The sequence below is a fragment of the Rhodocytophaga rosea genome (assembly GCF_010119975.1).
Lineage (GTDB): Bacteria > Bacteroidota > Bacteroidia > Cytophagales > 172606-1 > Rhodocytophaga > Rhodocytophaga rosea.
Window position 1 is genome coordinate 449,076 of sequence record NZ_CP048222.1, and the last position, 26,520, is coordinate 475,595.

Sequence of the window (26,520 nt, forward strand, 5' to 3'; positions counted from 1 at the left end):
AATAAGAGTATCAGAACAAATGCCTTCATTGCGAAAATAAGCGACCTTTTTTATATAACATTTACATGAGTATCAATACACATACAAATGTTTCACACTTTGTTTTACACCTTAGATGATAAAAAAAGAGTTACTTTCGTAACTCCTTGATTTTATGTAAGTTGTAGCCTCAGCGGGAATCGAACCCACATCAAAAGTTTAGGAAACTTCTATTCTATCCATTGAACTATGAGGCCAGTATTTGTATATAGTACACTTAGCGTTATTTATTTATAGAGTAGATTATTTAGCTAAATCCTACAATTATTGGCTTGCAAATTTAAAAATTAATTTAGTTATACCAATCTCATTTAGGGTTTCCGCACTAAATATTAAGTTTTAAGAATAGCTAACAGGAAATTAGTGTCTCTGTTAGCTTTTTTTCTTTTCCGTTTGACACTCACGCAAGAAGGCTCTTTTTTGAGCAGATGCAAAGACCACTTTCTAATCAGATGCAGATTGATGGGTCCTTTATCTTTCCTGACTTTAGCCTCATCTTCCCTAAAGGTAACATCTAGTTGCCAATGCAAGCCATTCTCTATCGCCCAATGGCCTCTTATGTAGCGGCTGTACAAGGCAGGGTCTGTATCTGTTAAACTGCTTATATAGAACAGGGTTTGTTCTTGCTTTTTGCCTGCTATAATGCGTTTTCTTTCTACCATGACTAAAGTATGTAAGTCCTGCCATTTTTCCTTTTCCTCTACCAAATCAATGCATTGAGCAATATATACCCTACGTTCTTCTCCTCTGCCATGGGCTTTATCTAGTTGCTGATTAAAAGCGAGAGCAGACTTATTGATTTGCATAAAATGGGCTACCTGCTCATAGAGTACACCTTGATTAGCCTTTAGGGCAATCACATAATGGGCTTGCTTATCCCTGATCTTTTCTACAATTGCCTGCTGACAAGCAATAGCATCTATAGTAATGATACTACCTTTGCAATCAAGGGTATCTAATAAAGCAGGAATAGTTGTAATCTCATTACTCTTGGCTTCTACGGCTACTTGTCCAAAGCTTAAGCTATGTTCCTCTACCCATACATTGACCATACGAACCAAAGCATGCTTTTTGCCTGCAGGTATAGTACCTCTCAATTCTTTGCCATCTATACATACCTGCTTGCCTGCTAAGGAGAAGCCAGCTACACACGCTTTGAAGCATTGCTCCAAACTATGGCTATCCAGGTGTCTGATCACCCGATTTAAAGTGTCAGCAGAAGGTATACCATTAACAAAACTTAATCCTAGTTCTTGCTGCAGAAACGCTGTATTATCTTTGCCATAATCTGCTATCTCGTCAAAGTCATCACAATCGGCTATTACCCCACATAAAACTAAGCCTAAAATATCTGCTAATAGATGTAAGCAGCGGCCTTGCACCCGAAAATCAGCTACTTTGTTTAGTATCTTTTTAAGTTCCATGCACAAAGTTAGCCCCTCTTTCCTTTTTCTCTATCTTTGGTGCGGAAACCCTAAATCTCATTTAATAATTGATATTTGAATTTATCCACTCGAAATTTCAAGAAATAACCTTCATTTAATTAACTCATTCTGACAAATAACCTTCCTCTTGACTAATTTTATTACCAGACTTATATCGTCTTTTCAAACTATCGTTTAGTCTCATTTATTCCTTTCAAAAAATACACATCAAGTTATAGATTCCCGCTGTTGTAACATACCTTTGTAGCAAATGTAATTTTTTTTAAAGATACTATTCCTGCTTGCTTTATCCCTACTGCCATGTTGAAAACCGAAACCGAAAATAATGTGATCCAGACGCTCAATAAATGCATCACTGCCTGTGAAACCTGCCTGACCATGAGTATACAGGAAGGGCTTCCTGCTTCCCTGAGAGATTCTGTCAACCTTCAAAGAGATTGTATAGATATTTGTGCACTAACCGCCAGATTTATTTCCCGCAGTTCAGCGAATATGCGGCGGATAATTAAAGAATGTATTGAAATATGCCGCAAATGTGCAGAAGAATGCTACAAACAAAGCCAGGAACATTACCAGCTATGTGGAGATATTTGTCAGGAATGTTACCAGACCTGCGAAAAATATCTCCAGAAAGAAACGGCCATTAATTCCAAATGGCTGTAAGATCAGTCTGTGTATATTTATTTTTATTGCACTTATTTTTACCCGAGGCGGAATGAGTTGTAAAACCTATCTGTATCCTAATAGGTTTTACAACTCCTAACAGCATTTGTGTGATCAGGCTATTGCATGGCTATATTCCCAACTACTACCCATCCTCTGTTCAATTTAGCAATTTTGTCGGCCTGTAGTTTTAATTCTTCCTCCTTATAGGTAAACACAATAATGGGATTGTGAATAACAGGTAAGTTCCCTTCATTGGTGGTTTTATCTGCATTTTCTATCCGGAAAAAATTTACTTCTTTCCAGTTGATTTGCCTGGAGATTCCTTTCTGAATGATTTCCTCAAAATTATTTTTGTAGGCTTCTTCCAGAGTATCAAATGATTCAGAATCGGCGTCAGAGGTTTTCTCTTTTTTAGAAGCAATCTTACTGCTTTTACTGGTCAGTTCTTCGTAGTCTTTTTTATTAATATGGGCTTGCAGAAAAGCATCCGGATCATTGTTCTGCAGTGAGGAAATGATGGAATTGCCTAAATCATTTAAGTCCTGCTGTTCCTGGGCATATCCGGTAAAAGCATATCCGGTGGCAATCCAACTGTACAATAGTATATATTTAAGTTTTTTCATAGGGCTGATGGTTTTCTATTCAAACGGCAAAACAGGCGGTAAAGGTTATTTTGTTCTGACAGAAAGCATAAACCTGATTCTATCCTTTTGAATCTGTTTAACGGATATAATAGAAGATAAAATAGTTCATGGCCAGGTTAAAACCAGCATGGGAAGCAATGGCTCCCAGGATGGAACCACTTTTTCGCCTGGAAATATAAAATACCAGGCAGGCGCCAAATAAGAACAATACCCAAAGAAAAGCAGGAACATATAAAAGCTGCCATTGTTGCCCGGAATATACAATTCCAAAGTGCGCCAGATGAACCAGTGCAAAGGCGGAACTATCTACAAAAGCAGCTCTGGTATCGCCCATATCCGCTGCGAAATTCTCATGAACAATACCTCGGTAAAACAACTCCTCCCCCACCGGACTGAAGGTCATACTGATTGCCGAATAGACCAGGAAAAAAACAAGCCTGTCATTGCTGGTCAATTGGGCAGGTACCTGGGTATAGGTTCCGGAAATATACACAAACCATTGATGCGTACTCACTCCAAAAAGCCAGGCACCTATCCAGTACATTATTGTGCAACAGGCCATTCCCAGCAGGAAGCCCATCAATATCCACCAGGCATGCTGAGGCCTTTTTATACCTATCTGTTTTCTTCCTGCTCTGGTCAGAAGTAAAAAAGGCAGCACCCACATGACCAGAAACAGAATAGAAACATACTGATAATTACCTGTCAGGGAGGCCTGTAATACAATAAAAACCCGAGGAATACTCAATAAAATAATAAATCCAAGGCCAGTTTTCCATCCAGGCTGTAAAAAGCGGCGTATGGCATTCTTATAAAAAGTATCCAGATGTTGCATCTTCTGTATAGTCATTGGTCAAGAATCAGGAGTCATTTGTAATTATGTGCGCCATTACCGGTTGTAGCTCAATCAAACAGGTATATTTATATTTGCATACTTCCTCCATCCGAAAGAATTACTAAGCCATCCCTTACCTGCTGCTGCCCCATGACTACTGACTTTGTGCCGAACATTTAGCCATTCGGGATTTATCAAACAAAGACAAAGTAAATTTTTGCATTCGGGCATTTTGATAGTATACTTGCATACACCTTAGGAATGGCACTTAACATAAAAGACATACAGGCCCCGGTTGCCGGCGAAATGGAAGCATTTGAGCTGAAGTTCCGTTCTTTTATGAAAAGCAATGTAATGCTGCTCGACAAGATCATGAATTACATTGTAAAACGCAAAGGCAAGCAGATCAGGCCAATGTTTGTGTTTTTAACGGCTAAAACTTGCGGACTCGTAACCGAAGCTACTTACAGAGGTGCTGCCCTGATCGAACTTCTGCATACAGCTACACTTGTCCACGACGATGTGGTAGATGATGCCAATTACCGCCGCGGTTTTTTCTCTGTAAATGCCTTGTGGAAAAACAAGATTGCTGTACTGGTGGGCGATTACCTGCTCTCCAGAGGCTTGCTGCTTTCCATCGAAAATAATGATTTTGAACTCCTGCGCATTGTTTCTACGGCCGTACGTGAAATGAGCGAAGGCGAATTGCTGCAAATTGAAAAAGCCCGCCGCCTGGATATTACCGAAGAAGTGTATTTTGAAATTATCCGTCAGAAAACAGCTTCTTTGATCGCCTCCTGCTGTGCCGTAGGTGCTTGTTCCGCCCATGCCAGCGAAGGAGTAATTGAACAAGCCCGTCAGTTTGGAGAAAAAGTTGGGATCGCTTTTCAGATTAAAGACGACCTGTTTGATTATGGCAATGACGAAATCGGAAAACCAGTCGGGATTGATATTAAGGAAAAAAAAATGACCCTGCCCCTGATATTTGCCCTCAATAAAGCTTCCTGGTCCGATAAAAGGCATATTATAGACCTGATCAAAAACCAGAGCGAAAAACCCCGGAAAGTTGCTGAAGTTATCGATTTTGTAAAAAAGAGTGGTGGAATCGAGTATGCAACGCAAGTCATGCATACCTATCATTCCGATGCCATGCAGATCCTTCATTCATTTCCAGAATCTGTCTTTAAAACAGCCCTGGGACAGCTTGTTACCTTCACCATCGAACGCACCAAGTAAACTCTGTTTATCCTCTGAATATTGCTGGTTATACGTATACTCATAGTGGGTATTTATGCTGCTTCTCTCCTGCCCTGCTGCTATCATCCCTGTAAATTTGAGCTGCATGTATTGCTGAAAGTTTTTATTAGCTCGCAGTTCATCCTGCTTTTAACGCCCTTCAGATAAATTTCCCCGTATACTCTTTTTTATTATATTTATTTTTCAGCTACCATAGTAGTCATTCCTAACATAAAATATAAATATTCTAATCTGAAAAATATTTTTATTTTTTCGATAATTGATTAAAAATATTTGGACTTTCCTTTAATAGATATAGCTAATTTTAAGTAAAATATTTAAAATACAGTAAATTATAAATATTTCATTTTCCTTACATCTTCTATTACCTCTCCTTAATTTATTATAACAGTACCATAATTATAAAAATTTACAATAACATTTATTTGATAATTATTGTATATTAACAATATTAGTAAAGCTTTTATATGTCATTATACATTTACAGGTATATAAAATTTTTCCTATCACTTAGTTGTCCAAATATCCACCTTAATCAATCAATCGTATGAACAGGATTCTACGCTGTAGTTTTATTCTGCTGCTTACCTGCCTGGGGTTTCTGGTGCAGGCGCAGAACAAAACCATTACCGGAAAGGTAACTTCGCTGGATAGTCGTGAAGGCTTGCCAGGGGTAAACGTAACCGTAAAAGGCACTACTACCGGAACTTCTACCGATGCCGACGGGAATTATTCTTTAGGGGTTCCGCCTAATGCTACACTCACATTTAGTTTTATTGGCCTCACTACGCAGGAAATAGCCGTTGGCAACCGAAGTGAAGTGAATGTGCAGATGAGCGACGATGTAAAAACACTTACAGAAGTGGTAGTAGTGGGTTATGGCACCCAGGAACGAAAAGACCTGACTGGCTCACTTACCAGTGTATCGGCCAAAGACATTGAAAATGTGCCCGTAGTAAGTTTTGAACAAGCTATTCAGGGGCGGGCTACCGGCGTACAGATAGAGTCTTCCAGCGGAAAAGTAGGCGGAGCTATGAAAATACGGGTAAGAGGTTCGGCATCCGTTTCGGCAGGCAACCAGCCTTTATATGTAGTAGATGGATTTCCTATTACCCAGGAAAGTACCGGTGACCCAACTAATGAAGATACCAATCCGCTTATCGACATCAATCCCAACGACATTGAATCTGTGCAGATTCTCAAAGATGCTTCTTCAGCTGCTATTTATGGTTCCAGGGCTTCTAACGGCGTAGTGCTCATTACTACCAAACGGGGCAAAGCCGGCAAAACGAACTTCAATATTAATTTCTCCCAGGGACAAAGTAAACCAACCGACCTGCTTAAATTCCTCAATCGCAATCAATATATTCAGATTGTAACGGATGCCGTAAATAATTATAACCAGCTCTATTCGGAACCCGAAGATTACATTACGCCTGCGGACATTTATTATCCCACCGACTGGGATACAGAGCTTTCGTATAATGCCGATACCGACTGGCAGAAAAAAGCATACCGTACCGCTCAATTCCAGCAACTGGATGTATCTGCTTCGGGGGTAGTGAAAAAACAAAATTCTATACTGGCCTGGGGTATAGTAAACAAGAAGGAATTGCGTTGAGGAATATGTTCGAGCGGCTTAGCGGCCGCATTAATCTGGACCATCAGGCAACGGATAGACTCTCTTTTGGCGGAAGCTTCAGCCTGGCATACTCCATCAATAACCGCCTGGATGAAAATAATTCATTTACAAGTGCTACCCAGGCCAATGCGTTGTCTCCGCTCACACCTTTTTACGATCCTGTAAGCAAAGATTACAACAATAATACATTCTACGATAATCCTTTCCTGCAAATCGCTTATTCTTCTGATAAAACAACCGTGTTACGGAATTTGTCTAATCTCTATGGTGCCTATGCCTTTATTCCAGAACTGGTGTTCCGGAGCGAACTTGGCCTGGATTTACTCAGCCAGGTAGAAGATACCTATTCAGGCCGTAATACCCCCAATGGACGGCCTACCGGGTTTGGCTCCTACCGGACTGGCCGGGTGCTGAATTATACTACCAATAATACCCTTACGTTCAGCAAACGCTTTAATGACCTGCACGACCTGGAGATACTGGGCGGAATGAGTTACCAGCAATCCAATTCTACCTATTCCCAGTTACAAGGCCAAGGTTTTCCCAGCGATGATTTCCGCACCCTGACCAGTTCGCCCAAAATTGTATTTGGTACCTCTTATAACACTGGCTTCAGTTACCTTTCCTATTTTTCAAGAGCCAATTACAAGTTTGGTGAAAAATACCTGGTTTCTTTAAGTGCCAGAGTGGATGGTTCTTCCAGGTTTGGGAGAGACGAACGTTATGGTTTTTTCCCTGCCGGCTCTCTTGGATGGGTCATTTCTGAAGAAAACTTTCTAAAAGAAAGCGGTTTATCTGAAATACTTAGTTTTGCCAAAGCCAGAGTAAGCGTGGGCGTAACCGGTAATTCTGATATTCCTAATTTTGCCGCCCGTGGATTATATGACCCGATATTTTATGGTTCCAATACAGGTCTGGCTCCCAATACCGTTGAAAATCCAAACCTGAAATGGGAAACTACCTTGCAATGGGATGCCGGAATTGATTTTGGATTACTGAACGACCGTATTTCAGGTACTTTGGATTACTATGTAAAAGATACCAGAGACCTGCTGCTGAGTACACCTGTACCTAATACCACCGGATTCAACACCTATTTCAAAAACGTAGGTTCTATGGAAAATAAAGGGATAGAATTCAGCCTTACTTCCCGGAACCTGGTAGGTAAATTCTCCTGGACAACTACCTTTAACATTGCGCATAACAAAAATAAAGTGACTAACCTTAACAATTCCGACATTCTGCCTGGGGGTTCCAGAGATATTAATGCGGCCATTGTGGGGCAACCGATTGGGGTGTTTTATGGAAAGAAGTACGCAGGTGTTGACCCAGCCGATGGCGATGCTCTGTATTATACACAAGATGGCGGCATTACCGACGATTATGCACAGGCATTTTCTCAAATACTAGGCAGCCCGGTTCCCAAACATTTCGGTGGCTTAACCAATACTTTCAATTTTGCCGGCTTCGATCTGAGTATATTCCTGCAATATGTATATGGAAATAAAGTATACCGGGCTTCCGGCATCTATCAGTCTGCTAATTTCTCCAGCGGCGGCCTCGACAACCAGACCGAAGACCAGATGAATTACTGGAAACAGCCAGGTGATATTACTGATATTCCCCGTCCAGGTTTAGATGGAAATGGTGCCAGCACTTCCTCCCGGTGGCTATATGATGGTTCCTATCTGCGGTTTAAAACAGTAACCCTGGGCTACAATCTGCCGAAGACGCTTGTTTCAAAAGCTCGTTTGGCATCTGTAAGGGTATACGTAACCGGACAGAACCTCTTTACCATCACCGATTATAACGGCAATGATCCGGAACAGAACTATACCGATCCCGGCTCCAGCAATCAGACGATCAATTTACGCACTGGTTACGACTGGTATGGAACACCTCAGGTTCGTACGATTCTGGCAGGCATTAATCTTGGGTTTTGATAATAAACCGGAAGAAATAGAATTACAAACTTACAGAATTATAGAAGGTTTGAATAGGGAAACAAATAGTATAATTCACTTATTCAGTAATCTAATTCATTCACTCAATCACTTATATAACCATGAAGATGAAAATATATAGTATGGTATTGCTGGTACTTTTACTGGCTTCCCATGCGTGTAATAACAAATTAGATATAGAACCTACCTCTTCCATAGATGCAGGCAAAGGAACTCAAGATGTAGAACTGGTTTTACTGGGTGCCTATGCAATCATGGGCAGTGGTGTTTCACAGGGTTTTACCGATGATATAGACGGCTTATATGGTGCGAACCTGATTGTGATTCCCGATCTGCTGGCAGCCGACAATTACCTCACCTGGACAGGCAGTTTCACCCAGTACCGCAATATTGTAGAACGCAATATGGTAAACACCAATAATGCGGCGGCAGAAACCTGGCGCAGGGCCTATGCGTGTGTAAATAGTGCTAATCTGGTTCTAGCCAATCTCAGCAAAGCCGACGGTGATGAACGTACACAATTTGAAGCCGAAGCCAGATTTATACGGGGCATTATTTTCTTCGAACTGGTTAGGTTATATGCCCAGCAGTGGGTTCCAGGGGCAGCTAATAATCAGCCTGGCATTCCCTTGCCCTTACAGCCCACTGTTACCATTTCCGGAGATGTAAGTATTCCCCGTTCTACGGTAGCGCAAGTATATACCCAGGTACTGGAAGACTTAAATTTTGCCAAAGAGAACCTACCGGAAGAAAACGGATTCCGGGCCAGTACCTTTACCGCCAGTGGATTTTTAGCCAGGGTATTTTTACAACGAAGCGAATTTTCGCAGGCATTGGAGGAAGCCGACCGAGTAATTACAGAAGGACCTTATGAACTGGCAGGTTCGGTGGAAGAAATTTATAATACAGGTGCTTCCCCATCTACAGAATCAATATTCGAAACCCAGCAAACCGACCAGAACAATGCCGGTCAGAACAATGGGGCTTTGTATGGATTCTATGGTTGTGGCGGTTCTCCAGCCGGCAACGGACGGGGTGATATCAACCCGGATTCTACCTTTTATAACCAGTACGAAGAACTGGATGAACGCAGAACGGAACTGTTTTATGAAGGAAGCTGCACCAAATCCGGCAAACTTACTACCGGAAAATGGAAAGATCCCTACAGCAACTACCTGGTGATGCGCCTGACAGAAATGTACCTGATCCGGGCGGAATGTAATTTCCGGCTGGGTACTACTACCGGAGGTACACCGCTTGAAGATGTCAACCTGATCCGCACCAGGGCAAATGCCACCCCGCTACCAACGATTTCTTTGGCATCTATTTTACAGGAGAGAAAGCTGGAACTGGCTTTTGAAGGGTTTGGCATACATGATATACGCCGCACACAAGGCACGATTGGAAGTGTTGCCTGGAACAATCCGAAACTGGTGCTGCCTATTCCTTTACGTGAGTTAAATGTAAATACGGCCCTTGAGCAAAATACCGGATATTAACAAACAATTTATTCCAACAAAGTTCAAAAGGATGTCTATACCAGGCATCCTTTTTTATTTATGGTTTCTTCAAACAAGAAGACCATCAGGGTGGTTAATAAAATTGTAATATTTTTATTTGATAATTCTTCGACATAAACATCTTTTTACAATTAATTTTGCAAGCTATCATTTAAAAATAGCCTATATTTTTCATTTTTATAGCATTTATTCAAAACAGCCTTCATATATCAAAGATCACTAAATATTATATCCATTGATATTTCATATCATCTATTCACTTATTTTATAGAAGTTGACCTTTTTTAAAGAATATTTTGCATAATACCAATTTCGTTAAAAAATATTAAACTAAACTTTCAAAGCACATTTATAATATTTGCTATATTGGTTTTTTATTTTTTAGTTAAACATTAACCTACAACTAAAACAATCACAACGTATGAAGAGGATTCTACTGAATTATGTTGTTTTGTTATTCGCATTAGGGATCTCACAAAGTCTCTATGCGCAAAACAGAACAGTGTCTGGAAAAGTAACGTCGGCCGACGATGGCACAAGCCTGCCGGGAGTAAACGTCGCTGTAAAAGGCACAACCATCGGAACAGCTACCGATGCAGAAGGAAATTTTGCCGTGAGTGTGCCAGACAATGCCACTCTGGTGTTTAGCTTTATTGGACTTACCACCCAGGAAATTGCTGTAGACAACCGCAGCGTACTAAATGTGCAAATGGAAGCTGATGTACAATCTCTGTCTGAAGTAGTTGTAATTGGTTACGGTTCTCAGCAGAAAAGAGACCTGACCGGAAACATTGCCAGTGTATCAGGCGCAGATATTGCCAATGTACCGGTTCCCAGCCTGGAGCAGGCTATTCAGGGAAGAGCCGCCGGGGTTTTTATCCAGTCTAACAATGGAAAGTTAGGGCAGGGCATGCAGGTACGGGTTCGGGGATCATCCTCGGTTACGGCCAGCAACCAGCCCCTGTATGTGATTGATGGTATTCCAATTACCTCCGAAAGCCAGTCTTCCAGCGATTCACAAACCAATCCACTGGCCGACCTGAATTTTAATGATGTAGAATCTATCGAAATCCTCAAAGATGCTTCTGCCGCCGCCATTTATGGTTCCAGAGCTTCTAATGGGGTTGTATTAATTACTACTAAAAAAGGCAAATCCGGCAAAACTAACTTTAGCCTGGGCTATTTTACGGGTTTCAGCGATCCTACCGGAAAAAAAGAATGGCTCAATAGCCGCGAATATGTAGAATTATTTAATGAAGCCAGGGCAAACTCAGAAGCACTTGGCATAGATCCCCCTACACAAGCCAGCCTAGATGCCCGGTTTACCCGCTATTCCGCAGGTAATGCTGCCGGATGGCAAACACCCACTATTAATACTGATTGGCAGGATCAGGCCTTCCAGCGTGGTAAAGTAAACCAGGTAGACCTGAGCGCCAGTGGTGGTACCGATAAAACCCGCTTCTATATTTCTGGTTCGTACAGTGACCAGGATGGTATTCTGATCAGGAATAACTTTAAACGCATGAGCGGCCGGATTAACCTCGACCACCGGGCTACTGATAAACTGATGCTGGGTGCTAACTTCAGCTTGTCCCGAACGGTAAATACACGGCTATCCAACGATAATGCCTTCTCAACTCCTATGCAGGTGGTGGCCTTGCCGCCTATCACCCCTGTGATTGATCCCCGTACCGGACAACTCAGCGGCAACTATACTTTATATTATAATCCATTGCTTAACCGGGATTATTCTTCCAACATGACTTATGTATTGCGTAATATCAGCAATGTATACGCCAGTTATGATTTTCTGCCCGGCCTCACGTTCCGGAGCGAATTTGGAGTAGATGTGCTGACACAAAATGAAGAACAGTACTATGGAAAAGAAACTGTCCGCAATAGTAGTGCTCCCAATGGATTGGGCTTTAACAGCTGGACACAGATATTCAATTACAATACCAATAATTTCTTCCGCTATGTCAATACATTTGCCGATGCCCATGATGTAGAAGCAATATTGGGTATGAGCTACCAGGAATCGAAACGAGACCTGACCTCTGCCGAAGGACAGCAATTCGCTTCCAATGCATATAAACAAATTACGTCAGCCGCTGATATCACATCCGGAAATTCGGAAGAAACCATGTTCAGCTTTCTTTCTTATTTCAGCCGGGTCAATTATCAGCTCAACAAACGTTACCTGCTTTCTGTAAGTGGCCGTATAGATGGTTCTTCCAGATTCGGCGAAAGCAACCGGTATGGTTTTTTCCCGGCTGCCTCCGTGGGCTGGGTAATTTCAGAGGAATCTTTCCTGGCTGATAATAATTTACTAAGCTTTTTAAAACTGCGTGCCAGCTACGGGATAACAGGAAACGCCGAAATCGGAAATTTTGCCCCACGTGGATTGTTTGCAGGTGATGCCGGTTATGCAGGCACCCCAGGACAGCGTCCTTCGCAGATCGAAAACCCGGACCTGAAATGGGAACAGACTGCACAAACAGACATTGGTATTGATTTCGGTTTCTTCAAAGGCCGTATCTCTGGCGAAGTGGATTATTATGTAAAGAAAACCAAAGATTTGTTGCTGGATGTGAATGTGCCGGCTACTTCCGGCTTTACCACACAGCTTCGTAACGTAGGTAAACTGGAAAATAAGGGAATAGAAGTAGTAATCAATACCCAGAACCTGACTGGTGCTTTTACATGGAATACCAGTTTTAATTTTTCCCGCAATCGCAACAAACTTACCGACTTACAGGGACAAATCATTGAAGGGGGATATGTAAACCGTGCCGTGGAAGGACAGCCTATCGGTGTGTTTTTTGCACCTGAATATGCCGGCGTAGATGTAGAAAATGGAGATGCTCTGTACTATGTCAATACCGCACGTCCGGATGGCAGCCGCGACCGTACAACGACGAATGATGTAAATGAGGCCCAACGGGTAATTATCGGAAATCCTAACCCGGACTTTACAGCTGGTATCACCAATACATTCTCTTACAAAGGGATTGACCTCACTTTCCTGTTCCAGGGGGTTTATGGCAACGATGTGTACAATGCCGGCGGTAAATTTCAGTCGGCTAATGGCGATTTCTTCGACAACCAGACCAAAGACCAGCTCAACCGTTGGCAGAAACCTGGGGATGTAACCAGTGTACCACAGGCCAGACTATATGGCGCCAATGGTACCGCAGAATCTTCCCGTTATCTGTCTGATGCTTCCTATACCCGCTTAAAAACCATTACACTTGGATATTCCTTGCCAAACGTTCTGGTAAATAAACTTAAACTGCAGCGTGTACGGATCTATGCTACTGGTCAGAACCTGCTCACTTTCACCGATTACAATGGCTGGGACCCGGAAGTAAATGCCGACTTTATTGCCAGTGGCAGTAACATTGGTTTAGGTACAGACTTTTATTCGGCTCCCCAGCCGCGTACCATCACCTTCGGTATTAATCTGGGCTTTTAACCACATCCCTTTCCCAATTATTTAATGGATACAAATATGAAAAAATCAATTATATATAAACTAGTTATAGCCAGTATTTCAGTCTTTTCGCTCCTGAGTGGATGTGCTGATAAACTGGATGTACAGCCGGTAAACACAGTAGATGCAAAAGAAGCCGTAAAAACTTCTTCAGATGTAATAGCCCTTCTGGTAGGTGCTTATGATGCCATGGGCGATGCCGATGTATATGGCGGAAATGTGCTCCGGGATGCTGAATTGATGGGTGATGATGGAGAAATATTCTGGGATGGCACCTTTGTAGCTCCGGAAGAAATTTTCAGAAAGAGCCTGCTCAAAAATAATGATCAGGCAAATGTTACCTGGAGTGATAGCTATGAGGTGATTAATATCGCAAATAATGTACTGGATAACCTATCGGTAGTAGAAGAAGCTGAAAGAGAACGGGTAGAAGGAGAAGCCAAATTTATCAGGGGAGTTATGTTTTTTGAACTGGTTCGTACCTATGCACCTGCCTTTACAGATGGAAACCCTGCTTCTAATCCGGGAGTTCCGCTTATCCTTGCTCCTACCAAAGTGATTGGAGAAAGTGCAAAAGCAGCCCGTAATACTGTGCAGGAAGTATATACCCAGGTAATTGCCGACTTAACCTCTGCAGAAAGCCTGCTTCCTGAATCCAATGGTTTTTTTGCCACTACGTATGCAGCTGCTGGCATGCTATCCAGGGTATATATGATGCAACAGAATTATCAGGCTGCTGCCGATGCTGCTAACCGGGTAATCGACTCTGGTGAATTTGAACTGGTTTCTGATTATGCTGGTGAATTCAACAATGGCTCAAATACCGATGAGGACATATTTGCCATACAGGTTACTTCGCAGGATGGGGTAAATGAAATGAATACTTTTTTTGGTGCTGCAGAATATGCCGGACGCGGCGATATTATTATTGAAGATGCCCACCTGGCCATGTATGAAGAAGGAGACGAAAGATTTAACCTCTTTTATGAAGATGAATCAGGGGTAATACGTACCGGAAAATGGATTAACCAGTTTGGCAATGTGGGTATTATCCGCTTAGCCGAAATGTATCTGACCAGAGCGGAAGCCAACTTCCGGGCTGGTGCTGCCGTAGGCGATACTCCGGTAAACGACATTAATGTGATCCGGGAAAGAGCCGGCTTAGATCCTCTGGCAGCTGTTACCATTGATGATATCATGCGGGAAAGAAGACTGGAACTGGCCTTTGAAGGACACCTAATTCATGACATTAAGCGTACCAAAGGCAGCGTAGGCGATCTTCCTTACAATTCTACCAAACTGGTATTTCCGATTCCACAACGTGAAACAGATGTAAATCCAAATCTAACTCAAAACGCCGGGTATTAACTTACAAACGCTTTTGCTATATATTCAAACGGATGCCCGGCCAGGCATCCGTTTTTGTTTACCTAACTCTTCATTTCAGTAAAAATGCATCGGATATTAAGTCAACACCACAATTTTCCCACCTGCCTGGTTGTTTTCCATAAAATTATGCGCCTCCACAATATCTTTAAGGGTAAACACTCTGCTTACGTTTAATTTGATCTGACCAGCTTCCACCCTATGGATGAAATCCTGAAATTCCTGGATAGAACTCCGGATTTGTCCGCTGTCATAAATAGTTAACCGAACCGTTGCCGGTATAAACTCCATCGGTGCAAAGTCAGGAATAGACCATTGCTCGGAAAGCATTCCAGTCATACAGCCAGTGCCTCCGGGTGTAACGCATGCCAGAGAGTCTTTCAGAGTAGAGGTACCCACAAGTTCCAGCATTTTATCTACGCCTTCGGGAAAAATAGCGCGGACTTTATCGTGCAGGCTTCCTTCATCTATCACCACATAAGAGGCTCCATTATCCAGCAACATTTTTTCCTTTTCAGCCTTCCGGGTGGTGGCAATAATAGTTAGCCCGGCAAGTTTAGCCATTTGTGTAGCCAGCATCCCAATGGAAGATGTACCACCCCGGATCAATATAGATTCACCTTTTTGGATATTAAGTGCCAAATTCAAGGAACCATGCACCGTTTGAAACATTTCCGGAATAGCACCCAGTATTTCCCAAGGAAGGGTACTGGAAAACGGGTAGATAATTTGTTTAGGTAAAATCGTGTATTCGGCATAACTCCCGTCATAATCGCGGCCCATACCACCCATACATGCTGCTACCTGCTGCCCTTGTTTATACGCTCCTGAAGGATCAGTTACTACTTCACCTACACATTCGATACCCAATACCCGTGGAAAATTCACATCAGGCGATAAGCCCTTCCGGGTCATCAGTTCCGAACGGTTCAGGCCAAAAGCTTTTACTTGAATCAATACCTGTCCTTCCTGTGGAACAGGTAGTTGCCTTTCTTCCAGCTTGAAATTCTCCGCCGCTCCAGCGCTATATAATACGGCTGCTTTCATGGTGCATATTTTAACGCAAATCTATCCAGGTTCATTATCTTCTGCGCTATCTATTAACGTTTTATAACCTTTACATCCTTAAAATAGCCAATTGTGCCAATATCTACCCATAAAGCGATCGAGCCATGCGTGGTGGATCCCTTCATTATATCCACCACAAAGGTGGAGTACCTGGCATCATTGATATACATATACGCCTTTTGCCCATTCACTTCAATTCGCATCGTGATCCATTCGTTTATATTCACTGGTGCTGTGGTTTCATACATACCCGGAGCTTCTTTCCTCAAACGGTCAAATTTATAATCCGGGTAGGCATAATATTGAACGGTATGATTTCTGAACATCTGATTTTCAGATCGTCCAACCTTGGGCCTGAGATAAATAGATTCGTAGGCAGTATTATCATCACTGATTCTGAAGGCAAGGCCAATAAATCCCTGTGCCCCTTCAAATGGCGATGGGTTCTGAATCTGACTCAGCATTTTCACCTCAATCACGCCATTTTCAAAATCTACATTCTTTAGTTTCACATAGGTAGGTTCATCCACCGTCGCCTCTAAGCGGTTAACATCGAAAGGCAATGCCTTTAAATCCCTTTCCACTTTCAGCACTTCCTCCCCATTGAGTTTGACCACAGAGGCTGTCACGTTTATGGCTTCAAATTTCTGCTTTTGAAAAACGATTTCCTGACCAAAGGCACATACGGCACAAAGACTCAGCACAAAGGAAAATAAATAGATATTCAGCAGGTAGGTGTTAATTTTTCTCTTCATAGAACAATTGATAATTTACTCAGAATAGCTTTTCACTAGGCGGTATTACTTTAGCAATGCGCAGGTAAACAGTGGTTTGTCCTGGGTGATGGGTCTGATGTTCAAAAATTTTGGCAAGGGCTGTTGCCTTACTCATATCAAATCTTCCGAATAGTTTGAATGGTTCGTTTAACTGAGCCGGTGTCATTTTCTTTACATGATCGAGCACAAAATCATAGCCTGCCATCACCAGCTTTGTCACATTTGCTTTAGATTGATCAGTTGCCTTTTCTGATTCACCTTGGCCTACTGGACTTTTTGTACCGGTAATTGCGGAAGCAAAACCGTAATTCATTTATTGCACTGCTTAATGTCAATGCAAAAGTACCGGGACGATGGTGAATACACCTATAAGATAGTTTAAGAAATACCCTTAAGATAGTTTAAGGATAGAGCGTATTATGACTTGCGGTCACTGCGGATTTCGCTTAAGTATTCAGGACTGATGCCCAGGTAAGAGGCAATCTGTGTATTGGGAAGACGCAGGGCTAAGGTAGGATATTGTTCCAAAAAAGCGTCATAACGTTCTTGTGCCGTTGAGCTGATGTTCTGTAGAACGTGGTTTTGCAGTTCCACATATTTATTCTCAATAATCACTTTAAAGATACGGTCAAGTTTGGGGATATTCAGATATAAAAAATAGAGATCCTGCCTTTCAATTTGTAAAATAAGGGAAGGCTCAATGGCTTCTATACATAACGGGCTGGGCTTGCCGGAATGAAAACTGCCTATGTCTGATATCCAGTCGTTTTCGGCGGCAAACTGGATGTTGTGCTCATTTCCTTTTTTATCCACGCCATACATCTTAAAGCAGCCTTCTACCACATAGCTATAGTGTTTGCAGGGAAAGCCTGCCTGTAACACGAGCTGCCGGCGTTTGATCCGCCGTTCGGTTATTCTTCCTTCCAGTAACCCTTTTTCACTTTCCTCCAAAGGAAGATAACTTTCAAAATGAGCTATAAGCGGTTGAAGCATCAATCAGGTATATATCCGGATGAGGTTAATATTCTTTTCAAAACTACTAAAATTAGCTTCAGGGATAAAGGAAATCATTATGGAGAAAGAGGTTCTGCCAGATATTTTTAAAAAGATGTTTTACAAAAAAATCCTTTTTTTGTTTAATATGAGCAGGCAAACTGCTGCTGAAAACCAGATTTCAAAACTTCTATACCCCATTGCAACTGGCGTATATGAACAAAGCCTTCACATCAGTACACGTCAGAGGTATTTTCCGGCCTTTCTTAGGGGTGGTTACAGAGAAAAAAGGTGGATTCCTGGAGAATATACTGGGTAATAAAATAATATATCCTTAGTTTTAAAAAAATCGGCTTGGTATACCTGTTTAAAAAAATTAATTAGTAACTTTCTCTATCTGTCTATCCTGAATTAAATATTATGCACAGGACTTTACAAGTCTTTATTATTATTGGACTGATTCTACTGACAAACCAGCTTTTGTACGCCCAGGGTTCTACTATTACCGGAAAGGTTACTTCAGCAGAGGACAATAGCGGCTTGCCAGGTGTGAACGTACTGATAGAAGGAACCCCTTCCGGTACAACCACCGATGCGTATGGCAATTATTCCATTACAGTCCCTCCGCAAGCCACGCTGGCTTTCAGTTATATTGGATTTATAACCCAGAAAATAGCCGTTGGTAACCAGAGTACGGTAAACGTGGTGCTTAAATCAGATGTAACCCAGCTGAATGAAGTAGTAGTAGCCGGTTACAGCATTGTAGAAAAAAAAGATGTAATCAGTTCAATTGCTTCTGTTTCCAGCAAAGATTTTAAAGATATTCCCGTAGCCGGTATCGACCAGGCCTTACAAGGGCAAGCGCCCGGCGTACAGGTAACTCAATCATCCGGAACACCAGGCGGAGGTATTACAGTAAGGGTACGGGGAAGTACTTCTATTTCAGCTTCCAACCGGCCTCTGTTTATTGTAGATGGTGTTCCTGTAGAGGATGGCAGTTTAGGCTTGCGGAGTTTCGGCGGTCAGAACGACAACGCCCTGGCTACCATTAACCCCAATGACATTGAATCGCTTCAGGTATTAAAAGATGCTTCTGCCAAAGCTATTTATGGTTCCAGAGCTGCTAACGGCGTAGTATTGATCACCACCAAACGGGGCAAAACAGACCAGAAAACGACCATTACAGCAGATGTACAAAGAGGCATCATTGATCCTACCAAAAAATTAGATCTGCTGAATTCTGATGAACTGCTGGAATTACAAATGGAAGCCATCACCAATCTGGGAGGCAATCCGGATACAGTAGGGTTAATACCAGGCGTTACTAACGCCATTAATACCGACTGGCTGAATGAAATCTTCCGCAGAGGTATTTACCAGCAATACCAGCTCTCGGCTTCCGGAGGCAGTGAGAAAACCAGATTTTATATAAGCGGCAATTTCCGGGATGAAGAAGGGGTTCAATTGAACAATAAATTTGAACGGTATACCGGCACTGTAAATTTAGACCATAAGGCTACCGATAAACTCTCTTTTGGCAGCAACCTGACCTTATCCCGCACTAAAAATAAACGGGTAAAAGGCGATAATTTCTTAGATGGCGTATATTCCGGAGCGGCGGCCAGCCTTCCCTATTATTCACCCTACGATGAGCAGGGGAATCTCATTACGATTGGTGATCCTTTGTATCCTGATTTTCCGAACTTTAACCCGGTGGCACAGGCTTTATTACCCCGTTTTGATACCTATACCACTAAGATCCTTGGTGGTATTTATGCAGAATACCGCTTTTTCAACAATCTCAGCCTTCGCACCAAATTCAGCACAGATTATAACAGTGTAAACGATGATCAGTTTGAACCCTCTACTACAGCAATAGGCGGTAGTGCAGGTGTGGGCGGACAAGGATATGGAATCAATAGCAGCGGCACATATGCGACTATTATTAATACTAATACGCTTACTTTTAACAAGACTTTATTTGAAAAGCATAATATAAACGGACTGCTGGGCACTGAAGTATTACAACGGACAGAACGTACCTCCAGTGTAACAGGCAGACTTTTCCCCAGCGATGACTTCACCTATATTACCTCTGCCGGGGTTGTAGACCAGGGCAGTTCCTTTATTGTGCAAAATGGCTTATTGTCGTTCTTTGGAGAGTTTAAATATGATTACAATGACCGGTATTTTGTTACGATTACTGCCAGAGAAGACGGATCTTCCCGGTTTGGCCAGGGCAGGCGGTTCGGTTTTTTCCCTTCAGCTTCCGGTGGATGGCGTGTTTCTGCTGAGCCTTTTATGCAAAACTTTGCCTGGATCAATGACCTTAAACTCAGAGGAAGCTATGGTTTTACCGGAAATGAGCGAATTGGTGACTTTGCCTTTCTGGGTACCTGGTCGGCTACTTCTTATAATGGTGCTTCCGGTATCGGGCCTGCTGGCTTGAGTAATCCTAATTTGCAGTGGGAACGTACCAGAGAAGCCAATATTGGTGTAGATCTCTCGATGTTTAATGGCCGGGTTACAGTGACCTTAGACGGGTACAGCAACCTGACTGATAAATTACTGTTTACAGAACCCTATCCCCTTACCACTGGTTTTGGCGGGATTCAGGGAAATGTGGGCAAAATTTCAAATAAAGGTGTTGAACTTGGTTTAAATACGGTAAATCTGGATGGCAACCTGAAATGGACTACCAACCTGAACATCTCCCGTAACATTAATAATGTTGAATCGCTGGCAGATACACTTCCCTTGTATTTTGGTTACCAGGCAGCCGGCGTAAGCGGTACGAGTGTTCTGTTAACGAATCATCCGCTGGGTACCTATTGGGGCTTAAAATTTCAGGGAGTAGACCCGGCTACCGGAAACGCGATCTATGCTGATGTAAACGGAGATGGTGAAATTACAGAAGACGATGGCGCTGTAATTGGCAATGCGCAACCTGATTTTATTGGTGGTATCACCAACCGTTTCTCATTTAAAGGCTTTGATCTGAGTGTATTCTTCCAGTTCTCCTATGGCAATGAAATTATCAATATGACTAATTCTTCACTGCTGAACCTGGGTCAGAATTTACAGGTAAACCAGATCCGGGAAGCCTTACAACGCTGGAGAAAACCTGGAGACATCACCAGTATTCCTAAATATGAATTCGGCAACACCTTTAACAACCGGCACAGCAGCCGCTTTATCGAAGATGGCTCCTACCTGCGGTTAAAAAACCTGAGCCTGGGCTATAATTTGCCTAGTAACTGGGTAAGCCGTATCAAGGTAAGCAATGCCAGAATATATGCTTCCGCTACCAATCTATGGACCCTCACTCCCTATAGCGGAGGCGATCCGGAGGTAAGCAACCTGGATGGCGCTACCATCGGGCAGGGCATAGATTTATTTACTTTGCCTCAGGTACGTACCATTATGCTGGGCGTTACAGTAGGTTTTTAACGGATTATTTGCAAACCAACCATGATTAAATACAGTAAATACTTTTTTCTTTCGTTTCTGATCGTCCTTGCCTCCTGTAAAGAAATACTGGAACCAAAACCAGTGGCTTCATTGATTGATGAACTGGTGCTGAATGAACCCAACGATGTAGGCCCTGTACAGATCGGTTTATATAGTGCTTTCCGGGGTATGGGTGGCTCGGTAGTAATAGCCGGGGATTTTACCGCTGATCTGCTCACACATAATGGCACCTTCATCCAATACCGGGAACTGAGTAATAAAGAGATTTCTTCAGCCAATGCCAATGTAAGCGGACTCTGGGCAGGTATTTACAATACCGTATATGTGGCAAATTTTATTCTGGAACGTTTGCCCGATGTAAAAGGAGTGCCTGCTTCCCTGCGGAATGAAGTTACCGCTACGGCCCATTTCCTGAGAGGGTATGCCTACTTTATAGGTGCTCACACCTATGGCGGCATGCCTCTGGTTACCACTACTGATCTGGCTACCAACCGAATTATTCCTAAATCCTCTAAAGAAGAAATACTGGCACTGGTATTATCTGATTACCAGGCAGCTTTAACCGGCCTGCCAGAAGAAAGTTCTGATCCTGGTTTTGCCAGCATTCCGGCAGTTCAAGCAGCTTTGGCCAGGTATTATCTCTATAACCAGGAATGGGCTTTGGCTGAACAATATACTACTGAACTGATCAATAATGATACGTATACCCTGCCTGCCAGCTTCTCAGATGTAGTCTTACGGGATTTTACCAGTGAAGCCATTTTTGAAGCAGGCTATACCCAGAATGATGATCCAGGTACCCTGAATAACTTATTTGTAGCCCGTAGGGAAATTATTCCTTCCAACCGGGTGATCAATGATTACCTGGTGGGTCTCCGGGCTAATTCTACTAATTCCGGCGACAGGCGTGAATCTGTAACGTTTGATCCGCAGGATTTAAGAGGTGTTGATAATGGCTGGTCGGTGGCTAAATATGGCAATCAGGACAGTGATAATAATAATATTGTGATCTTCCGTTTAGCTGAAATGTATCTGATACGGGCTGAGGCAAGAGCCCGGCTCAACCGCATTACTGGGGCAAATAGCGCCACCGAAGATATTAATATATTGCGTGCCCGGGCCGATGCACCGCTGGTTTCAAATGTAAATGCACAAGCTCCGATGCTGGAACTGATAGAAGAAGAACGGGTGTATGAGCTGGCATTTGAGGGCCACCGCTGGTATGATCTGGTACGTACCGGAAGGGCGAATGTGGTAATGTCGTCGTTTTCAGCTAACTGGAAAGAAACGTATAATGTATGGCCTATTCCATTAGGAGAAATTCAGCGGAATCCCGGTCTTGCTGGTGCACAAAACCCTGGATATTAATTTAATTACAAATTACGAATGACTAATTGTTCATTTGTCAGAAGTCAGTAGTCATAAAATTATTTAGAATAAAGTGAAAAATATACGTTCTGTTTTATTTGGGCTGCTTCTTATATCAATCGGAATGCTTGCTTCCTGTGAGAAAAAGGAGATTATCTTTGAGGGTCCCTATCACATCCTCTTTACAGAGCCTACTGGTTCAGCCCGTGAAAGTTTTAATAAAGTGATTCCCATATCTGTGCATCTGGTTGGGCCACAGTTAAACCAGGATATTAAAATTAAATATACTGTAAGTGGTACGGCCAGAGAAGGAATAGATTATGAGATCGAAGGCAAGGATGACGTAATTGGTGAGTTAGAAATCGATGCCGGTGATAGTTTCGGGTACATTAACCTGAAGCTGATCAACAATGCCAATAACATTCTCGAATCACAGAACCTGGTATTTACGCTGCTGGAAGTTACTCCGGAAAACCTGCAGATCGGCAGAAGCACCGGCGGTATCATCGGCCGCAGCATGACTTTTACCATTATAGACGATTGTATTCTGAGCGGAAATTATACCGGCAGAAGTGAATTTACCGGGGGTGCCGCAGAAGGGATTGCCATAACCAGTGCCGATTGTGAAACCTATACGTTGAGCAACTGGAATGTGGGGTTGCTTTCTATCGGAGGAGTGAAACTGGATTTAACCTTTGTAGATAATGGCGATAATACCCTTACCATTCCTCCGCAGATCGAGGATGTAATATCCCTGGCTAGTGATACCATTCAGGGAACAGGTTCGGTGAATCCCAGCAATGGAAGGATTAATTTTAACATAGAGCTTACTTTTGAAACAGATGCTGGTGAAGACACCATCGTAGTGCTTCCTATAGAATATATTCCGGAAAGACAATGATTTTACACCTATGAATAAATTTACTTACCTTATAGTTCTTCTGATGGTCATGAGCCTTTGTTTAGCCGGCTGTTCGGAAGAGTTTGAACCTACACCGCTTACCTATTCAAAATTACTCAGTGGTGACAGCAGTAAAACCTGGCGGCTTACTGGTTATTCCATTGTGGAAGAAGGAAAACAGCCTTTGACTTTTGATCTCAATGACCCAAGTGATCCTGATAATTGCGTCTATGATGAACTGTATACGTTCTATGCAGATGAAGGCCGTACCTTTGAAATCAGCCAGGGAGAGGACAAGTGTATTGATGGACCAGATATTTATTATACCGGCAGCTGGTCTATTGTGAATGCCAATGCTACCGTTAACTTCGGAACACCCCTGTTTGGAATCGGTGGCTATACTATCAAACGGCTCACTGAGAGAAGCATGACAGTGGAATTGTTTGTAAACCAGTATAATTTCGCATACCGGCTTGTTTTTACTGCCCAGAATGATTAAATATTTCCTTATCAAGATGTGTAGCACTGTTAATAGGGCAGACTAAAAACTCAAACTATTCACTGCCCCACCATCCGATTACTTTTGCTTGTTCCATGAAAAAACTTTTCCTACTTATATTGCTGGCAGCCTATACCCTATTTACGGAAACGCTTGCCCAGACTCCTGAAGAAATACAAAAATGCCTCACCATGGAGCAGGACAGTCTGCTCCGCCGCAAACATCCGTTACTAGGCTCTATGTCGGATTTTGAACAGGATATTGCCTTCCGGATCTCTGAACGCCGGCTTAAAAACAGAGGTGCCCGTACGGAAGCTGAAGTAATTACCATTCCGATTGTAGTGCATGTGGTACACAATGGCGAATCGGTTGGCCAGGGAACCAATATCAGTGCAGCCCAGGTACAATCTCAGATTGATGTATTGAATGAAGATTTCCGCAGAAAACCCGGTACCAGGGGTTTTAACAATAGCGCAGTGGGAGCTGATATTGAGATTGAGTTTTGCCTGGCTACCTTAGATCCTTTGGGACGAACCATGCCCGAAAAAGGAATTGACCGCTATAACGGCAGAAAAAGTGTATGGACATTCGATGAAGTAGAAAGTAACCTGAAACCTACCACCATCTGGAATCCGGAGAAATATTATAATATCTGGGCGGTGAATTTCAGTGGACAAGCCCCTGGCTTTACTACCCTGGGATATGCCCAGTTTCCAATCCGTTCCGGGTTACCTGGATTAAGTACAGGTGGCGCTACCGGTGCCAGTACTGATGGAGTGGTTATTTTGTATAGTGCTTTTGGTTCTTCCGATAAAGGAAACTTTCCGGTACTGGGCGCAGGCTATGACAAAGGCCGTACTTTAACGCATGAAACCGGGCACTTTCTGGGCTTACGCCATATCTGGGGAGATGGCGTTTGTGCCGAAGATTTTTGTGCAGATACTCCGCCAGCGGATGGCCCCAGCAATGGCTGCCAGGTAGGCAGAATTTCTTGCGGTAATGTAAATATGGTGCAGAACTACATGGATTATTCCGGAGATGCCTGCCAGAATATTTTCACCCAGGACCAGAAAGAACGTATGCGTACAGTAATAGAGGTAAGTCCCCGGCGCAATTCCCTGCTTTCCTCTGGCGTATGCGGCAACCTGATCGCAGGCAAACCAATTCCAAATTTCAGATCAGATAAACAACTGGTGTTGAGAGGCGCTACCGTCAATTTCGTCGATCTGTCGTCAAACTTCCCTACCCAATGGCTATGGACATTTGAAGGCGGAGAACCTGCTACTTCTACCACCAGAAATCCATCTGTGGTGTACAACACTCCCGGAAAATACCGGGTAAGCCTGAAAGTAACAAACAACCTGGGAGATTCTACCAGGGTTAGAGATGCCTATATAGAAGTTTCTTCGGCAGGTATTTGCAGTGACTTGAGCAATTTTAACGGTACACCTACCCTACTGAAGGCGCCTATACAAAATATTACCAAAGGGTATGTCGCCGGACAGAATAACCTGAAAACCAGAGCAAAGTCGGAGTTTTTTGCCAACAATTTAGGATACGAATACCTGGGTGGTGCGAGCCTGCACTTTGGGTATGTCCAAATTGCTGATCCTGAGGCAACTGTTACCATTACAGCCTGGAATGCCAGAGGATTCCAGGGGGGACCTGGCGCCGTTCTAGAAAGCAAGCAGGTATTACTTTCCAAAATACAGCAGGATATTGCTGCCGGTAATCCTACGACTATCACCTTCGACAGGAATGTACCTGTATTCGGAAGAGGTTTCCATGTGGGTATTGAACTGGCATACAAAGGAGATACGGTAGCTTTAATTACAACTAAAAATGGTGAGTCCACCTTTAATACTTCCTTTGAACAGGACAGTACTGGTAACTGGTCGCCCATTAGTATCAGCCAGGGCTTGAATATTGCCCATGATATTACGGCTAATGTAGGCATGAATCCATCGGTACAGGTATCTTCTTCGGCGATTATCATTAACCAGGGAGAAAGTGTGACCTTAAATGCCAGGGGAGGAAGTTTGTTCTCCTGGGGTCCGGATAATGCCGGATTGAATACAACCTTAGGTCCACAGGTGGTAGTCGCCCCTACCCAGACCACTACCTATACAGTTACCGGCGGAGGTGTTGACTTGTGCCGCACCAGTGCTACAGTAACCGTAGTGGTGAGAGGGGCTACGGCCGTTCCGATAGATCCTGAGGATAGCCAGTTACAAGTATATCCTAATCCAGGTGATGGCAAATTCAGATTCTCCATTACCAACCAGGATGTAGGAAGGGTACATATTCAGGTGTATTCGGTGGTAGGCAGCCAGATCGCATCGTTTTCTGACATGAAATCCGGACAGGAATTTAGTAAGGAACTCAACCTGAGCAATCTTCCAGATGGCATGTATCTGGCCGTTTGTACGGTGGGTGATACTGTAATCAAAAGAAAACTGGTAATTTCCAGGAGATAAAATTCCCTGTCTGGAACCTGGATTACACAGATTAAATGATTTTCAAGATTGAATTAAAATAGTTGTTGGTTGATCG

The 26,520-nt window shown here is 42.9% G+C and carries 19 protein-coding genes and 1 tRNA gene; 12 read left to right on the forward strand and 8 right to left on the reverse strand.

All coding sequences use genetic code 11. The annotated features are described in order from the left end of the window. Positions 1–164: 164 nt before the first annotated feature. Together GXP67_RS01975 and GXP67_RS01980 are read right to left on the reverse strand one after the other, a co-directional pair. Positions 165–236 (reverse strand) — tRNA-Arg (locus GXP67_RS01975). 135 nt (positions 237–371) lie between these two features. Next, a complete protein-coding gene (locus GXP67_RS01980) occupies positions 372–1,463 on the reverse strand; it encodes an ISAs1 family transposase (protein ID WP_162441340.1) in 1,092 nt (363 codons plus the stop codon). Between the two features lie 321 nt (positions 1,464–1,784). Here GXP67_RS01980 and GXP67_RS01985 point away from each other — a divergent pair, with 321 nt between their 5' ends. Continuing rightward, positions 1,785–2,147 carry a four-helix bundle copper-binding protein gene (locus tag GXP67_RS01985; RefSeq protein ID WP_232064876.1) on the forward strand — a complete coding sequence of 121 codons (363 nt, stop codon included), beginning with the start codon at positions 1,785–1,787 and terminating at the stop codon, positions 2,145–2,147. Between the two features lie 119 nt (positions 2,148–2,266). Here the strand turns inward: GXP67_RS01985 and GXP67_RS01990 are convergent, their stop codons facing one another. Further along, positions 2,267–2,773 (reverse strand): hypothetical protein, encoded by a 507-nt coding sequence (locus GXP67_RS01990; protein ID WP_162441607.1) that lies wholly within the window; start codon positions 2,771–2,773, stop codon positions 2,267–2,269. Positions 2,774–2,870: 97 nt separating this feature from the next. Then, complete coding sequence (locus tag GXP67_RS01995) at positions 2,871–3,644, reverse strand: CPBP family intramembrane glutamic endopeptidase (RefSeq protein WP_197901630.1); 774 nt, start codon at positions 3,642–3,644, stop codon at positions 2,871–2,873. A gap of 246 nt (positions 3,645–3,890) precedes the next feature. Between GXP67_RS01995 and GXP67_RS02000 the strand changes: the two genes are divergently transcribed. The 6 genes from GXP67_RS02000 (at position 3,891) to GXP67_RS02020 (ending at position 14,873) form a co-directional block, all read left to right on the forward strand. Beyond that, on the forward strand, positions 3,891–4,865 hold the full coding sequence (locus GXP67_RS02000) for a polyprenyl synthetase family protein (RefSeq protein WP_162441608.1): 975 nt from the start codon (positions 3,891–3,893) through the stop codon (positions 4,863–4,865). 568 nt (positions 4,866–5,433) lie between these two features. Next, a complete protein-coding gene (locus GXP67_RS37195; RefSeq protein ID WP_232064877.1) occupies positions 5,434–6,507 on the forward strand; it encodes a TonB-dependent receptor plug domain-containing protein in 1,074 nt (357 codons plus the stop codon). After that, positions 6,498–8,471, forward strand: coding sequence for a SusC/RagA family TonB-linked outer membrane protein (locus GXP67_RS37200; protein WP_232065321.1), 1,974 nt, complete (start codon positions 6,498–6,500; stop codon positions 8,469–8,471). Before GXP67_RS37195 ends, GXP67_RS37200 begins: the two co-directional genes overlap by 10 nt. A 122-nt stretch (positions 8,472–8,593) precedes the next feature. Continuing rightward, complete coding sequence (locus GXP67_RS02010; RefSeq protein WP_162441609.1) at positions 8,594–9,991, forward strand: RagB/SusD family nutrient uptake outer membrane protein; 1,398 nt, start codon at positions 8,594–8,596, stop codon at positions 9,989–9,991. A 442-nt stretch (positions 9,992–10,433) separates the two neighbouring features. Next, positions 10,434–13,487 (forward strand): SusC/RagA family TonB-linked outer membrane protein, encoded by a 3,054-nt coding sequence (locus tag GXP67_RS02015; protein WP_162441610.1) that lies wholly within the window; start codon positions 10,434–10,436, stop codon positions 13,485–13,487. A 36-nt stretch (positions 13,488–13,523) separates the two neighbouring features. Next, positions 13,524–14,873 (forward strand): RagB/SusD family nutrient uptake outer membrane protein, encoded by a 1,350-nt coding sequence (locus tag GXP67_RS02020; protein WP_162441611.1) that lies wholly within the window; start codon positions 13,524–13,526, stop codon positions 14,871–14,873. Between the two features lie 96 nt (positions 14,874–14,969). Here GXP67_RS02020 and GXP67_RS02025 read toward each other — a convergent pair whose 3' ends face one another. From GXP67_RS02025 to GXP67_RS02040, 4 genes are all read right to left on the reverse strand, one after another. Then, positions 14,970–15,938 carry a zinc-binding alcohol dehydrogenase family protein gene (locus tag GXP67_RS02025; protein ID WP_162441612.1) on the reverse strand — a complete coding sequence of 323 codons (969 nt, stop codon included), beginning with the start codon at positions 15,936–15,938 and terminating at the stop codon, positions 14,970–14,972. 53 nt (positions 15,939–15,991) lie between these two features. Next, positions 15,992–16,714: a hypothetical protein gene (locus tag GXP67_RS02030; RefSeq protein WP_162441613.1), complete on the reverse strand. Its 723-nt coding sequence runs from the start codon at positions 16,712–16,714 to the stop codon at positions 15,992–15,994. Positions 16,715–16,733: 19 nt separating this feature from the next. Beyond that, positions 16,734–17,048 (reverse strand): DinB family protein, encoded by a 315-nt coding sequence (locus GXP67_RS02035; protein WP_162441614.1) that lies wholly within the window; start codon positions 17,046–17,048, stop codon positions 16,734–16,736. A 104-nt stretch (positions 17,049–17,152) separates the two neighbouring features. Beyond that, complete coding sequence (locus GXP67_RS02040) at positions 17,153–17,728, reverse strand: Crp/Fnr family transcriptional regulator (protein ID WP_197901631.1); 576 nt, start codon at positions 17,726–17,728, stop codon at positions 17,153–17,155. Positions 17,729–18,148: 420 nt separating this feature from the next. Here GXP67_RS02040 and GXP67_RS02045 point away from each other — a divergent pair, with 420 nt between their 5' ends. The 5 genes from GXP67_RS02045 to GXP67_RS02065 all read left to right on the forward strand — a co-directional run bounded on the left by GXP67_RS02045 (position 18,149) and on the right by GXP67_RS02065 (position 26,444). Further along, positions 18,149–21,178 carry a SusC/RagA family TonB-linked outer membrane protein gene (locus GXP67_RS02045; RefSeq protein ID WP_162441616.1) on the forward strand — a complete coding sequence of 1,010 codons (3,030 nt, stop codon included), beginning with the start codon at positions 18,149–18,151 and terminating at the stop codon, positions 21,176–21,178. 21 nt (positions 21,179–21,199) lie between these two features. Further along, positions 21,200–22,567: a RagB/SusD family nutrient uptake outer membrane protein gene (locus GXP67_RS02050; protein WP_162441617.1), complete on the forward strand. Its 1,368-nt coding sequence runs from the start codon at positions 21,200–21,202 to the stop codon at positions 22,565–22,567. 124 nt (positions 22,568–22,691) lie between these two features. Then, positions 22,692–23,468: a hypothetical protein gene (locus GXP67_RS02055; protein ID WP_162441618.1), complete on the forward strand. Its 777-nt coding sequence runs from the start codon at positions 22,692–22,694 to the stop codon at positions 23,466–23,468. 10 nt (positions 23,469–23,478) lie between these two features. Then, positions 23,479–23,967: a lipocalin family protein gene (locus GXP67_RS02060; protein WP_162441619.1), complete on the forward strand. Its 489-nt coding sequence runs from the start codon at positions 23,479–23,481 to the stop codon at positions 23,965–23,967. A gap of 95 nt (positions 23,968–24,062) precedes the next feature. Then, on the forward strand, positions 24,063–26,444 hold the full coding sequence (locus GXP67_RS02065; RefSeq protein ID WP_162441620.1) for a M43 family zinc metalloprotease: 2,382 nt from the start codon (positions 24,063–24,065) through the stop codon (positions 26,442–26,444). Positions 26,445–26,520: the final 76 nt, after the last annotated feature.